The sequence below is a fragment of the Bacillus sp. FSL K6-1106 genome (assembly GCF_038005245.1).
Classification (GTDB): domain Bacteria; phylum Bacillota; class Bacilli; order Bacillales; family Bacillaceae; genus Bacillus; species Bacillus altitudinis.
The window spans coordinates 378,750-394,096 of sequence record NZ_JBBOSV010000001.1 but is presented as its reverse complement, the minus strand read 5'-3'; the positions used below and the strand labels follow the sequence as shown (position 1 = coordinate 394,096).

The window sequence follows — 15,347 nt, the reverse complement described above, 5'->3', positions numbered from 1 at the left end:
GGAAACCGCCGGCTAAAAAAGCCGGCAGCTGCACTAGGTTCTATTCGTTTATGAGACGATGGTATTCTGCATAAGCGGTAGCCATATCAACTTGCGACCAGAAACGATGATAGGTGAAACTTGGCGCTCCGTTTTCCCATTTACCTGTCGCTTCATTAAAAGATGCTTGATATTTACTCTCCAGGGCTGACCAAGCTGGGTCTTGCTTGATTTTAGGACGAAGATCTGCAAAGCTCGTATACACTCCGTTACCTCCTCGCTGCGGGTCAGAAGGAATGGTGCTGGAACCAGGAATCTGATTTCCTTGACCAAATGTTCCATTCCAGCCATTTGGGAAGTACACTTCTTTTTTAAAGAAACGGTGGTAGTCTTCTCTGTCTTCCTCTGTCACAATCCCTACACCATCATTGTAATTCCAAGCGACCTCAAGGAGCTGTGCCGCTGTCTCTTTTGCTCTTATGCCAAGTGCTGTGTAGTTTCCTGTCTCTTTCTTTGTTGCAGCAGCAAAGAATGTGAGTGCTTTGATTAGACTGCCCAGTACACCAGTATCTTGAGTAGGATCTTTTGTAACTGCCGTTAAATTTGGATTACCTGTTGCAGATTGGAACCCGCTCCAAGTGTCAGGCTGGCCGCTCCATTCTATATTCCCAGGAATCCAAAACTCTCCAGGTGCACTCGTCGTAGCAACAGCAACATTTGTCCCCCCTAGAATCCTTTGACCCTGACCATCTAAAAAATACCCATCTTGATCCGACACAGGACGCGTGCCAATAAAAATATAATCTAGTGAATAGTTGACCCATTTTGTGATGACAGATTTGGCCATTTGGAAATTTTCAGATGTTTTGTCGCCATCTTTTGCAAAGATATAATAAAGCTCTGCTACACGCTCAATCGGCCATGCTTGCATTCCAAACCAATTATTGGACGGAGGATCATGGTAAACAGGCGCATCTTCATAAGCCATATCATAAAATGTGCTTCTTCCTGCTGGATAAGCGCTATAGTCTCCATTCCAGCTGTTGGTAGCACCTCCTGCAATCGCTCCCTCTTTTGATTGAAGCCAGACGTAAAATTCAAGCTGTCTCTTTAACGTCTTTTCCCAATCACTTGCAGCAGTCGGTGACGATGGCTTTAAGCCTCCCTTATCTGAGGATAAAGCGTAGGCAGCGACTGGGTTTTGATACCCTTGATGACAATGGCTCGCTCCGATACGCCATGACCAATTCGCATATTCTCCAAGTCCCCCGCCCCAAGAGGTGTACCATGCCATTAAGTGATGACATGCACTTTTTCCATTTCCAGGATACGGATTACCTTGCTTGCCGCTTCCAATTGTTTGAAAATATTTATCGTACATTCCGTAACGAAGGAAATCACCCATCTTTTTCGCTTTATCAAGATAGACTGACCCATTATAGCCAAGTTCCTTTGCCCAATACATCGCCTGTATTGCACGCGCATCAGCATCCGTCGCATTTGTATAGCGCCACTGGGCGGCTGGCGCTTGATTTTCTTTTGTGAACAAGCTCATGAAACCTTCATTAGGCTTTCCGGCTGTTTTATCATCTTGTGATGGATGAGGGATGGCCTCCCATACGGATTCTTGCGGACCCCGCTGAAATGTGTTTACATACGCGGCTGTATGTGATGGGTTGAGCAAATTCCCATATTCATACCAGTTGTCTACATCAAGAAGCCAGTGCATTAAATACGTTTCATTCGTTCCGTAAGTTGACCTCAGTTCATGATCAATTGGATCTTGACCAGCAGGGCGAGCACCCGTCAACTGGCTCGGATATTGATCTGGATATGGTTTTTCTGAAGCGTATGTGGCTGGGCTGGATGGATTGTAAGAACTCATATGCGGCTGTTCGTCATGTCCATCTTCGTTTACTGGAATGATAAACTTCTCCATATTATCCCAAGCCGCTTCTAGTTTGCTCCAATCGCCTGTGTAGTGACCATACAATGCTTCAAGCCATAACCAATAGCTGTAAGCTTCTGAAGTTGTCATATGCCCGTAATCAGGTGCCTCACAAATGAGTGTCTCAACGGAATGATACGGAATGCCTTCTTTTGAAAAATATCCATTCGTCTCGTTTTTCATTTGATGATAAAGTGTTAAAAACCGTTCTTTATTTGTCATGTCCTCACCCTTTATATTTATTTATTCGGAAGCGTACCAAATACTAAATCACCTTGATCAAAAACAGGAATTCTCGCTGTTTTTTGCATATTGGATGTTAATCCTTGAAAGGAATAATCATTTGAGGCATCCCATATATTCGCACCATTTGGCGCAGATAACCGGAACTGTATTTCCTTCTTATGAAGCGATTCGCCTCCTGGAAAAATAGCTACGCCAGTAAAATCGATTTCTGTAAAATAGATATGGGATGATGCGTCATACACCGTTAACGGAGATAAGGAAGCGCCTTCATTGTAGACAGCTGTCACTTGAATATCTTTATCAGTGAATCCCTTCGCAAATATCTCGCTCAGATTGACATAATATCTAAAAGAAAGTGATTGACTACTTCTGGCCGGCCAGCCTGATCGATTGTATAGAATGGCTTTGATCTGAGTAGATGTTGTATCGTTACTCATGACAGCTGCCTCTACAAAAAACTCATCTTCCACTTTTTCTTTAGGCGGAAAATTCGGCAGCTTTGACTGCCCCTGACCAAACAGCTGCACCATTTTGGCTACATTTCCAGTAAAGGCGGCATTATAGTCTGTTGCTACCTCGTTTGATACATAGTCAGAGATGTCATCGGTATACTGATCCTGTGCATTAGGCCCCCCAACAAGCGCTCCATAAAGCGTGTGCCGATGAGAAGAAGGAGTTGTCAACTGATTAGACCATGAGCCATGCGCAGTTCGATGGTGTGGATGCATCGGCGGATTTTTGCCAAACCCAACGACATAGCTTCTATTTTGCGGATTATCCCCTAACATATAGTGTGTTTGCCTGATCGCAAACGTTTGGTATCGATTCTTTTTTTCTTGATCAGAGACCCAATCTGCGTACACAAACGCTAAAAATGCAGCATTTGCTGTATAACGAAGTGAACCCCATTGATCTAACCACGCTAGTCCGCCAGGCGTATAAGTGATTCTTTCTACTTTTCCATTTTGAACAAAACCCGTCGACCAGTAATCGAGATTACGCTCCGTCGATTCGATAAACCTTTTCTCCTTTGTGATTCTCGCAAGTAAAATTTGCGAAGCAAAAAAGGTATTGTCCCACGACATCGTAAACGTATAGTCCCAATCCTTCGGCCATTCTTCTACTGCTTTTAGTGCTTTGTTTAAATAGGTCTGGTCATTTGTCGCCAAGTACAGCCATATTCCACCCCAAATGAGCTCATCAATATAGCCGCTCCAAGAGTTATAAAATGGCTGCGCATTGGTGACACAATCTGTATACTCACCGCGATATTGGTCAGCAAATGCATAAAGCTGTTTTGCATGGGTGAGAAGCTTTGCTGCATAAGGCGCATCAGTTTCTTTAAAAATAATTGAACCTGCTGCTAAAGCGGCTGCGGTTTGGGCGGCTACTTCTGTTCCTGGACAATGTTCATCAATTTTAAATGCCGGCCGGTTCATCGGCATCACTTCTGCTGGACCCCACCAGCCATGATCCGCATTCCCATCGCCTACTTGTGCCCAAAATTCATTTGGACCTGTATGGGCTTTCAAAAAATAATCGGTTGCCCACTTGATTTGATCTAACATATCATCAAGCAGCTCTGCCTCTTCGTAAGCTTCTCGGTACTCATAGACTGTCCATGCAAGCACGGCTGCAGAGTAAGCCATCGGAAGCCCGAACTTCACATGATCACCAGCATCGTACCAGCCGCCTGTTAAATCATGACCAACATCTTTCCCATCCTCTAGTCCAGAATCCCCTCGCCAGTTAAGACGATTGCTTTCAGGAAGCTTTCCGGAACGCTGGGCTTCGTAAAACAAAATGGATTTTTGAAGCACCTCTACATAGTTGTAATCTGACATGTACCTACTTCTCACCCCTTCTTTTTTCTTAAACGTGAAACATTGAACAAGAAATGACCACCTCCTTGTTATTCCGTTCGTGTTTTGTACAGTGTTGAAAAGAATCAAGCATGTTTCAAAAATGTGCATAGTAAACAGCCATCAGCTTGACGCTCACCGAGGGTGGTTTTCTCCTGATTCTTCATGTGACTGTACCCAAAATGATCATATGTCGTATGAGAACATTTCAGACGGCTAAATTCTCTTTTTTGCTCTATTTGGGTAGAAAGAATGACATACAATCTCTTCTCTCAAAACACGACGTTAAATCAAGATATATGAACCAACAAGAAAATAATTCCAGTTAAAATATTTAGTTAACATAATAATATTATTGTATATATAAAAAAGAACGCCCTTTAAGGGCGCTCTTCATTTTTCACATTAGAACAAAGAAAGCTGGTTTTGATCAGGAAGTGCTTCTAAGCAGCCTTGACGATCCAAATACTCAAGGATGGTCTTAGACACTTTTCCTCGTTTTTGTAAATCTTCTTTTGAAAGGAATTCACCATCTTGGCGTGCGCGTACAATATTTAACGCAACGTTTGTTCCGAGTCCAGGGATGGAGTTGAATGGCGGGATTAGCCCGTCTCCATCAATGATAAACTCAGTGGCACTTGATCGGTATAGGTCTACTTTTTTAAAGTGATAGCCTCTTTCACACATTTCAAGTGCAAGCTCTAGTACAGTTAATAGGTTCTTCTCTTTCGGTGATGCATCAAGACCTTTTGAGTTAATATCGTCCATGACCGCTCGAATCGCATTCGATCCTTTTGTCATCGTTTCGATATCAAAATCATCAGCACGAACGGTAAAATAAGCCGCATAGTACAGAAGTGCATGGTGCACCTTGAAATAAGCAATCCGAACGGCCATTAATACATAAGCAGCCGCGTGGGCTTTAGGGAACATGTATTTAATCTTTTTACAAGAATCAATGTACCAGTTCGGTACGTTATTATTCTTCATTTCTTCTTCCCATTCAGGAGGGAGTCCCTTCCCTTTACGAACAGATTCCATGATTTTAAAGGCAAGTGACGGCTCTAAACCTTGATAAATCAGATATACCATAATATCATCACGACAGCCAATCACTTCGCTTAGTTCACACGTTTTATTATGAATCAGCTCTTGGGCGTTGCCGAGCCATACATCTGTACCGTGAGATAGACCAGAGATCTGAACAAGCTCCGAGAAGGTGGTCGGTTTTGTATCCTCAAGCATCTGACGAACAAACCTTGTGCCAAACTCTGGGATCCCAAGTGTTCCCGTTTTACATCCAATTTGTTCTTCTGTGACACCGAGAGGTTCCGTTCCTTGGAAGATTTTCATGACCTCAGGATCATCTGTCGGAATCGTTTTTGGATCAATTCCGCTCAAGTCCTGAAGCATCCGAATGACCGTTGGATCATCGTGTCCAAGAATATCTAGTTTCAGCAAGTTATCATGGATTGAATGGAAATCAAAATGCGTCGTTTTCCAATCAGAACCTGTCGCATCTGCTGGATATTGTATTGGTGAGAAATCGTAAATGTCCATATAATCCGGCACTACGATAATACCGCCTGGATGTTGGCCTGTTGTCCGTTTGACGCCCGTACAGCCCTGTACGAGCCGGTCAATTTCAGCACCTCTCATATGAAGGTTATGATCTCCTGCGTAGCCTTTCACATAACCATATGCCGTTTTTTCTGCAACGGTACCGATTGTACCTGCACGGTATACATACTCTTCACCAAACAGCTCTTTTGTATAGTTATGGGCAATCGGCTGATATTCTCCTGAGAAGTTCAAGTCGATATCAGGCACTTTATCTCCTTTAAAACCTAAGAACGTTTCAAACGGAATATCGTGTCCGTCTTTTTTATACGGCGTCCCGCATTCAGGACAGTCTTTATCAGGAAGGTCAAATCCTGAGCCAACCGATCCGTCATTAAAGAACTCAGAGTGCTTGCAACTTGGACATACATAGTGCGGCGCAAGCGGGTTTACTTCTGTAATCTCTGTTAATGTCGCAACGAGAGATGAACCAACTGATCCCCTTGAACCAACTAGATATCCATCATCAAGTGATTTCTTAACAAGCTTATGAGAAATTAAATAAATAACAGCGAAACCGTGACCAATAATACTCTTTAATTCTTTCTCAATCCGGTCTTCTACAAGTTTCGGTAAATCGTCACCGTAGATGCTGCGAGCCATGTTATAGCTCATTTCCCGAATTTCTTCATCTGCACCTTCGATTTTTGGTGTATAAAGATCGTCTTTGATTGGTTTAATACTTTCGACCATCTCAGATACTTTTTGCGTATTCGTCACGACAATCTCTTTCGCCTTCTCGTCTCCAAGGAAAGAGAATGCTTCTAGCATTTCATCAGTTGTTCTAAAATGAACTTTTGGCAGTTCATGACGATTAAGTGGATTCGCCCCGCCTTGTGATGAAATTAAGATTTTGCGATAAATTTTGTCTTCTGGATGCAGGTAGTGCACATTTCCAGTCGCCACGACTGGTTTATTCAGTTTTTCACCAAGTTTCACAATGTTTGTGATGATCTCTTTTAATGCACGTTCATCCCGAACAAGCTCCAGCTGGAGTAAATGCTGATACACTTCTGGCGGATGAACTTCTAAATAGTCGTAAAATGCGGCAATGTCTTCTACCTCATCAGGTGACTTCTGCATCATCCCTTCAAACACTTCACCCTTATCACAAGCAGACCCAACAATTAAACCTTCTCGATATTTCTCAAGCTGTGAGCGAGGGATACGCGGCACGCGGTAGAAATAATGAATATGAGAAAGTGAAACAAGCTTAAATAAATTCTTTAGACCCGTCTCATTTTGTGCAATCACGGTTGCATGGTAAGGACGTGAGCGCTGATACGCATTGGACTGTCCCATGTTTTCATTCAATTGATCGTGGTAAGCAATCTCTTTTTCAGCCGCATCTTTTAGCATCTTCAGCATGAGGTAACCAGTTGCTTCTGCATCATAAATCGCCCGGTGATGCTGCGTGAGTTCAATATCGAACTTTTTACACAGCGTGTTCAGCCGGTGATTTTTAAATTCAGGATAAAGGAATCGGCCGAGTTCTAGTGTATCAATGACAGGGTTTGACGCTTTATCTGTTTTTAACAGTCGCTTATATGCTGCATTTAAAAAGCCCATATCAAAGCTCGCATTGTGAGCAACAAGGATATCTTGTCCAATCCACTCTTTGAAATCCCGAACAACATCGACCACATCTGGTGCATCTCTCACCATGTCGTCCGTGATACCGGTTAGTTCAATGGTTGTTGCTGATAACGGATGATGAGGGTTTGCAAATGCCTCAAAGCGGTCAATGATTTCTCCGCCTTTGATTTTCACGGCTGCAAGCTCAATGATCGTATCATACACAGCAGAGAGTCCCGTTGTCTCAACATCAAATACGACAAACGTCGCATCTTCTAACAAGCGGTGCTCTGGATTATACGCAATCGGTACCCCGTCATCGACTAAATTGATTTCCACCCCGTACATCATTTTGATGCCATGCTTTTTACTTGCTGCATACGCATCTGGAAAGGATTGGACAACGGCGTGATCTGTCAGGGCAATGGCCTCATGCCCCCATTTTTTTGCTTGTTCAACAAGTCTACCGATGCCAGTGATAGCATCCATCTGGCTCATTGGCGAATGCAAATGAAGCTCAACACGCTTTTCTCCCTCTGGTGCAGTATCTTCTTTCAGCTGAGGTTTCATTTCATTGACGTCATTTGCGATCATGACAAGATCTCTCACAAACGTATCGTTTTGAATGCTTCCTCTTGCTTTGACCCACATCCCTTTTTTCAAGGATTTCATGAGCTGGGCATCTTCTTTTTCTCTCGCAAACATTTTGATCAAAATACTATTCGTATAATCGGTAATTTTAAAGATACAAAGGGTTCTGCCGCTTTTTAGTTCGCGCGTTTCTGCATCAAACACGTATCCTTGGACGGTGATTCGTCTTTCTTCGTCCATAATACTATCAAGCGTACGTATTTCTTCATTGTCTTTGATTTGATAGCCAATCATCAGTGGGCCAGAAGGAGTTTCCTCTTGATCCTCACTTTCCTTCTTCTCCATCTCAACAAGGGCTTGCATGGCTCTTTCTTGATCTTCAGCAAGTTTTTGTTCTCTGAACTTCTGAATCTCTTGATCTGATACAAAAATTTCTGTATCAAATTGAAGTTCTGGAAAACCAACTTGTTTAAATGCAGCCTGAAGCATTGGGCTATATTTCTTCTTGATGGCCAAAGCCTCAGTTTCGCTTTTTGTTTTGATGATGATCTTATGTCCAGACAGCGCTGGTTTTTGCTGTTGAAGCAAGCTGATGATTGGGGGAGAAATTCCTTGAAGCTCTTCCACACAATGTGACCAATACGATTGAACGAGCTCTTCAGATATGTGCGGATCATTGACTTCAATCGTACAAGTGACTTGTGCGATATGAGAAAATGCATTTGTCAGCCTGCTTAAAAACATTGCATATACTTTGTAAGGCAAAAGTGCCTTAAATTTAAAAAGGAAATGCCACGTTTTTGCCGCCTTATGCACCGTCAATTTGACGATCTCGCCTTCTTCAAAGTAACGGCTGAGGTCATCATCTGTCATTTGAATCTGATTGAGTAATATATGAAATTGCCGCCGGGTAATCGGTAATTGTTCATCCAAGACAGGACCCTCCTTTTGCAAATCAGAAAGGTACCTCTTTTTTGCAGGAGGTACCTTCATTTTTTTGTTCGTTTCTTATGCTTGGCGTATAAATGAAATCAGTTCATCAACAGATACTTCGTGTGATTCACCTGATTTTCTGAATTTCACTTCGACAATACCTTCTTCTGAACGTTTCCCGCAGCTAATGCGAATTGGCAGTCCAATTAAGTCACTGTCGGCAAATTTGACGCCTGCACGCTCTTGGCGGTCATCGAAAAGGACTTCATAGCCCTCTTCCTGTAAACGCTCATACAGCGTTTCAGCCAGTTCCTTTTGTGCATCGTTTTTCATATTTAAAGCAAGTAGATGAAGATCATATGGCGCAACTGTTTCTGGCCAAATAATCCCCTTGTCATCATGATGTTGTTCAACAATCGCAGAAAGGGTTCTAGAAATTCCGATGCCATAGCAGCCCATGATCATTGGCTGCGCACGTCCATTTTCATCGAGGTATGTTGCATCCATTGCCTCTGAATAACGTGTGCCTAGCTTAAAGACTTGTCCTACTTCAATTCCTTTTGCGAACTGGATTGTGCCTTCACCATCTGGAGAAACGTCTCCTTCTTGAATCAAGCGAAGATCTGTGTATTCCTTCACTGACAGATCACGAGCAGGATTAACATTGACATAGTGATAATCCGATTCATTTGCACCTGCAACTGCATTTGTCATTCCTTTTACAGCATGGTCTGCATAAATCGTTACTTCCGCTTCAAGTTTCACTGGTCCAACAAATCCTGGTTCTGTTCCGATCACGTCTAGTACTTCCTCACGTGAAGCAAGCTCTACAAGCTGTGCTCCAACTAAGTTTTTCACTTTCACATCATTTACTTCATGATCGCCTCTTGTCAGGACAAGTACATACGCATCGTCCGCTTTAAACAAGACAGATTTGATACATGTAGAAGGAGCCACTTCTAAGAATGACGCAACATCTTGTATCGTCTTCACCTGCGGCGTGTGTACTTTCTCAAGTTCTTTGAAGTCCGCAGGGTTTGCTTCTTCTCCGTGATACACAGCCTCAGCCATTTCAATGTTCGCAGCGTAGGAAGATGTGTCAGAGTATGCGATTGTATCTTCTCCTACTTCTGACAGTGCCATAAACTCATGTGTATCTTTTCCTCCCATTGCCCCAGAATCGGCAATGACGGGTCTAAAGTTAAGACCTACTTTTGAAAAGACATTCGAGTAAGCTGTAAACATTTTGTTGTATGTGTCATCAAGGCTCTCTGGTGAAGAGTGGAATGAATAGGCGTCCTTCATAATAAATTCACGTCCGCGCAATAACCCGAAGCGAGGTCTTTGTTCATCACGGAATTTAGATTGGATTTGATACAGTGTCAAAGGAAGCTTTTTATACGATTTGACTTCACTGCGTACGAGTGATGTGATCACTTCTTCGTGTGTTGGGCCAAGTGCAAACTCGCGGCCGTGGCGATCTTTCATACGCATGAGTTCTGGACCGTATGTATACCATCTTCCTGACTCTTGCCACATTTCTGCTTGCTGCAGCACTGGCATTAACAGCTCAGCTGCTCCCGCCTTTTCCATTTCCTTGCGAACAATGGCTTGAATGTGCTGAATCACTTTATGTGCTAACGGCAGGTAATGATAAATACCGCTCGTGTTTTGTCTAATAAATCCAGCTCTTACTAATAGCTGATGACTTTTTGCCTCAGCATCTGCCGGCACCTCTCGAAGAGTTGGAATGAAAGTCAAGGATTGTCTCATGTCGTTACACCTCATTTAAGAAATAGGACTTCTCACAAAAACTCTTGTTTCCCAGAATGAGAAACAAGAGACATTGGTTTTTATAAAAATAATCGCTGGATGTCATTCCATGTCACTACTAGCATTAATAGCATGAGGAACGCAACACCAATGAAGACAACAAGTGCCTCTTTCTCACGATTAATTGGTTTGCCGCGAATGGCTTCAACGAATAGGAAAAGTAATCTTCCTCCGTCTAATGCAGGAATCGGTAATAAATTCACGATCCCTAAGTTGATACTAAGAAACGCAGCAAACTGCATTAATGTTAACACACCTTGTTTCGCTACTTCTCCTGTCATATCATATATTCCAACAGGACCTGCAAGCATATCTAATGAAAATTGTCCTGTGACAATCTTTTGCAAGTTCGTTAAGATGAGACCTGCTGTTGATATCACTGTCGTTCCTGAGGATGAGATGACTTTGAGAAAGCCATTTTCTGTTGGCGGGTAAGAGCCAAAACGGCCAATGGTTTTTCCTTCGGCCTTCACAGCTTCCGGTACAACTTGAATGGTGCTTTCTTTGCCATCTCGGTCAATGACGACATTCATTTTTTTATCTGGGTTCTTTTGAACCGTTTGAACAACGTCTGTCCAAGAATTCATTTTATCCCCGTTAATTGAAACGATATGATCTCCCTGCATAAGCCCGGCTTGCGCTGCCCGGCCGTCTTTTGTCAGCTTACCAAGTACAGGATCATCCACGGTTACACCTTGAATAAATCCTAAAGCCACTAGAATCACATATGCCAGGATAAAGTTCATAATCGGTCCAGCTGCAATGGCTTTAATACGCTGCCATACTGTTTTTGAACCAAACTGACGGTTGTATGGCGCAATTTGAATTTCTTCACCATCTGCAATATAGAAGCTTGTTTGGCTTACATTGTAGCCAGTCAGAATGTCTTCATTTCCAGCCTCATATCCTGAAATTCTCATCGCATGATCTAAATCAATTTGTTCAACTTCAATGACAAGTGCATCAGGATATTTTTCTTTATCATTTAAAATGATTTTTTCTACTTCATTTTGCTCATTGAATAAGAGCCCCACTGTATGACCCGGTTTAATTTCAATGACTTCAGGGTCTTCTCCAGCCATTTTAACAAATCCGCCGATTGGCAGAAGTCTGATGGTATAGACGGTTTCTTTTCGTTTAAAGGAGAAAATCTTCGGTCCAAAACCAATTGCGAACTCGCGGCATAAAATGCCTGCGCGCTGCGCCATAATTAAATGGCCAAGCTCGTGGAAAAAAACGAGCGTTCCAAAAATAATAATAAACGCAATCACTGTATTCACGAACATACCACCTTATGCGAGGATTGATTGAACAAAGTCTCGTGTATCTTTGTCCACTTCATGGATATCTTGCAAACTAGGCGTTGAAATCACATGATGTCTGTTCAGTGCCTTTTCAATCAATTCTTCAATTTGCAGGAACGTTACTTTGCCTTTTAAAAATGCATCAACAGCTATTTCATTGGCTGCATTAAGCACAGTAGGCATTGTCCCTCCTATTTTACCTGATTCATAAGCAAAATGTAAGCAGCGATACCTGTCAAAATCCGCTTTTTGGAAATTTAATTGTCCAATCTCCCAAAGGTTTAATGATTTCGCTTCTTTTAATGGCGCTCTATCAGGATAAGTGAGCGCGTATTGAATCGGAACCCTCATGTCAGGTGTACCTAACTGAGCCATGACACTTTTGTCATGGAATTCCACCATGGAATGGATGATGCTCTCTTTATGTAACAGCACATCAATTTGATCGTATGGGATATCAAACAGCCAATGCGCCTCAATCACCTCAAGCCCCTTATTCATCATGGTCGCTGAATCGATCGTGATTTTTGCGCCCATGGACCAGTTCGGATGATTCAGCGCTTCTTCAACCGTTACACCTTCAAGCTCCGTGCGTTTTTTATCTCGGAAACTGCCGCCTGAAGCTGTGACGATTAAGCGTTCAATGTTTTTAGCTTGTTCACCTTGCAGGGATTGAAAAATAGCGGAGTGTTCACTATCGACAGGAAGTAAAGGCACGTCATACTTTTTGGCGTACTCTTTTACTATATGACCAGCTGTCACAAGTGTTTCCTTATTTGCAAGTGCGATCGTCTTTTTTTGTTCAATGGCTTTTAATGTCGGCACAAGTCCGACACTTCCTACCAGTGCATTGACCACAACATCCACTGCATCATAGGTCGCTGCTTCGATGTTCGCTTCATCACCCGCAGCCATTTTGACATCGTATTGAAATGAATGACCTTTTAACGTGCGATAGGTCGCTTCGTCTACACATCCAACAAATTCAGGCTGAAATTGTTCAATGATAGGGATGGCCTTGTCTATATTTCTGCCAAACGTCATCGCTTTCAACTTGAATTTATCTGGATGCTGCCTGATCACATCTAATGTTTGTTCTCCAATTGATCCTGTTGCGCCTAATAGCGAAATATATTTCAAATTGCCACTCCTTCTCTCGTTCAATTAGTTTCTATGAGGTTAGCTAGCAAACGTGGCCAGCAATAAATATAAAAACGGCAGAACGAATAAAAAGCTGTCAAACCTGTCCAAAATTCCGCCATGACCTGGGAGTATTGTCCCTGAATCCTTCACATGGTAATGACGCTTTAAAGCAGATTCCACAAGGTCGCCAAGCTGTCCAAAAATACTGAGCAAAAGAGTAATAAACATAACAAGCAGATATGATGGCAAAAATCCTGTAACCGCCTGGAACACAAGTGACAGCACGACCGCTGTGACGATTCCACCGATAAATCCTTCTACTGTTTTGTTTGGGCTGATCTCTGGCCAAAGCTTTCGTTTCCCCATAGATTTCCCAATAAAATAGGCACCTGAGTCAGTGGACCAAATAATCACCGCTGCGAAGAAGATCGCACTCATGCCATACAAGCCTCTAATTTGAATAAAATAATAGAAACTAACGCCAATATATAATGTGGCTAATATAACAAAAGCAACCTCATCGAATGTGAAAGAGTTTTTGCTCAGAACTGTATAAGTTAAAAGGATTAAGACTGCAAATAAAGCAATCTGCATTTTTGATGCGTCTACGTTCGGGAAGAAGCTATTTTCTCCGCCCATTAAAAGCCAAAGCAATATTAAGCTGACAATGCCAGGAAAGCTGAAAATCGAAATCTTTTTCATTCTAAGAAGCTCAAAGAGAGCGACACTTCCCATTAAATAAATCAGCAGGGTAAATGGCATTTGTCCATAAATCACTGCAAGTAAAAACACTGCAGCTGCCAGAACACCCGTCAAAATTCTTTGTTTCATCTGCACCACCCTCTAAATTCCACCGAACCTCCGGCCGCGGCGCTGGTACTCTCCGATAGCGCCTATGAGATGCTCATCAGAAAAGTCAGGCCAAAGCACATCCGTAAAGACAAACTCGCTGTATGCAATTTGCCAAAGCATAAAGTTGCTTAATCTAATTTCTCCACTCGTACGAATAAGCAAATCCGGATCTTGAAGAGATTCTGTCATTAAATACGCTGAAAACATCTCTTCTGTGATGTCTTCTGCTCGAAGCTTGCCTTCTTTGACTTTTTCAGAAATTTGTCTGCATGCAGAAATAATTTCTGTCCGTCCTCCATAATTGAGCGCAAAATTTAAAATGAGTCCGTCATTATTCGCCGTACTCTTCACTGCGTTCTCTACCGCTTTTTTCGTATGCTGCGGGAGGCCGTCTGGATCACCTGTTAAACGTACACGGACATTTTCCTCGATGAGTTCAGGCAGATAGATGTTTAGAAACTCTTCAGGAAGCTTCATTAAAAAGTCTACTTCTAGTTTTGGACGTTTCCAATTTTCTGTAGAGAAAGCATACAAAGTCAGCACTTTGACATTCAGCTCATTTGCAAGCTTGGTCATGCGCTTGACAACTTTCATTCCTTCATGATGTCCTGCTACCCGTGGAAGCGCACGTTTTTTCGCCCATCTTCCATTCCCATCCATGATAATGGCGATATGTTCAGGAATTTCTCCATTTAATATGTCTTCTTTTGTCAGGCTTTCTAAGTTGGAAGCTGCTGTTTGCTGATTCTTCCAATTTTTGAGTATATTGAGCATGAGATTCCTCCATCACCCAAAAAGGTTGCGTTCCCGCTAATAATATAGTCCTCAACAGTATTAACAAAAAAACCCCCTGTAAACATGAAGAGGGTCTTTTCACTATTATCTATTGTACATAGTTTTTTCTTAAACTTCCATGATTTCTTTTTCTTTATCTTTTGTCACTTCATCAATTTTAGCGACATATTCATCTGTCAATTTTTGAACATCCTCTGTAGATGATCTTAATTCATCTTCAGTGATCTCCCCATTTTTCTCTAGCTTTTTCAATTCATCGTTTGCATCACGACGAACGTTACGAACAGCTACTTTTGCTTCTTCTGAGTATTTTCTCACAACTTTTACAAGTTCTTTACGTCTTTCTTCTGTTAGTGCTGGGATCGCAATACGGATCACGTTTCCGTCACTTGTTGGTGTGATACCAAGATCAGACTTTTGGATCGCCTTTTCGATATCACCGATCGCTGTTTTATCGTAAGGTGTGATAATCAGCATACGTGCTTCTGGCACTGTAATTGACGCAATTTGGTTTAGTGGTGTTTGCGCACCATAGTAATCCACTGTTACTTTGTCTAAAAGGGAAGCATTAGCTCTGCCCGCACGGACAGTTGCTAGTTCACGTCCGTATGCTTGAACGGCTTTTTCCATTTTTTCTTTTGTTTGGTTCAACACTTCTTTTGACAC

General features: G+C 42.3%; 9 protein-coding genes. All 9 read right to left on the bottom strand.

The features are described from left to right. Positions 1 to 40: 40 nt before the first annotated feature. Positions 41 to 2,149, bottom strand: a complete 2,109-nt coding sequence (locus tag MHI20_RS02030; protein WP_340936461.1) for a glycoside hydrolase family 48 protein — start codon at positions 2,147 to 2,149, stop codon at positions 41 to 43. 17 nt (positions 2,150 to 2,166) lie between these two features. Further along, the gene (locus tag MHI20_RS02025) at positions 2,167 to 4,017 is read right to left on the bottom strand and encodes a glycoside hydrolase family 9 protein (protein ID WP_035392050.1); all 1,851 of its coding nucleotides are present in this window, start codon (positions 4,015 to 4,017) and stop codon (positions 2,167 to 2,169) included. Between the two features lie 423 nt (positions 4,018 to 4,440). Further along, complete coding sequence (locus tag MHI20_RS02020) at positions 4,441 to 8,754, bottom strand: PolC-type DNA polymerase III (RefSeq protein ID WP_414642602.1); 4,314 nt, start codon at positions 8,752 to 8,754, stop codon at positions 4,441 to 4,443. Positions 8,755 to 8,829: 75 nt separating this feature from the next. After that, positions 8,830 to 10,527 carry a proline--tRNA ligase gene (locus MHI20_RS02015; RefSeq protein ID WP_024720366.1) on the bottom strand — a complete coding sequence of 566 codons (1,698 nt, stop codon included), beginning with the start codon at positions 10,525 to 10,527 and terminating at the stop codon, positions 8,830 to 8,832. An 80-nt stretch (positions 10,528 to 10,607) separates the two neighbouring features. Further along, positions 10,608 to 11,873 carry an RIP metalloprotease RseP gene (gene rseP, locus MHI20_RS02010; protein ID WP_007499546.1) on the bottom strand — a complete coding sequence of 422 codons (1,266 nt, stop codon included), beginning with the start codon at positions 11,871 to 11,873 and terminating at the stop codon, positions 10,608 to 10,610. Positions 11,874 to 11,879: 6 nt separating this feature from the next. Then, complete coding sequence (gene dxr / locus MHI20_RS02005; RefSeq protein ID WP_017359078.1) at positions 11,880 to 13,031, bottom strand: 1-deoxy-D-xylulose-5-phosphate reductoisomerase; 1,152 nt, start codon at positions 13,029 to 13,031, stop codon at positions 11,880 to 11,882. Positions 13,032 to 13,070: 39 nt separating this feature from the next. Then, positions 13,071 to 13,865: a phosphatidate cytidylyltransferase gene (locus MHI20_RS02000; RefSeq protein ID WP_007499550.1), complete on the bottom strand. Its 795-nt coding sequence runs from the start codon at positions 13,863 to 13,865 to the stop codon at positions 13,071 to 13,073. A 12-nt stretch (positions 13,866 to 13,877) separates the two neighbouring features. Further along, positions 13,878 to 14,660, bottom strand: coding sequence for an isoprenyl transferase (locus MHI20_RS01995; protein ID WP_007499552.1), 783 nt, complete (start codon positions 14,658 to 14,660; stop codon positions 13,878 to 13,880). A 129-nt stretch (positions 14,661 to 14,789) separates the two neighbouring features. After that, positions 14,790 to 15,347 (bottom strand): ribosome recycling factor, encoded by a 558-nt coding sequence (frr, locus tag MHI20_RS01990; protein ID WP_008344764.1) that lies wholly within the window; start codon positions 15,345 to 15,347, stop codon positions 14,790 to 14,792.

Bases quoted from the DNA above. Each gene is read 5' to 3' on its own strand.
- MHI20_RS02030 (WP_340936461.1), bottom strand. From the start codon at position 2,149: ATGACAAATAAAGAACGGTTTTTAACACTTTATCATCAAATGAAAAAC.
- MHI20_RS02025 (WP_035392050.1), bottom strand. From the start codon at position 4,017: ATGTCAGATTACAACTATGTAGAGGTGCTTCAAAAATCCATTTTGTTT.
- MHI20_RS02000 (WP_007499550.1), bottom strand. From the start codon at position 13,865: ATGAAACAAAGAATTTTGACGGGTGTTCTGGCAGCTGCAGTGTTTTTA.
- MHI20_RS02015 (WP_024720366.1), bottom strand. From the start codon at position 10,527: ATGAGACAATCCTTGACTTTCATTCCAACTCTTCGAGAGGTGCCGGCA.
- rseP (WP_007499546.1), bottom strand. From the start codon at position 11,873: ATGTTCGTGAATACAGTGATTGCGTTTATTATTATTTTTGGAACGCTC.
- MHI20_RS01995 (WP_007499552.1), bottom strand. From the start codon at position 14,660: ATGCTCAATATACTCAAAAATTGGAAGAATCAGCAAACAGCAGCTTCC.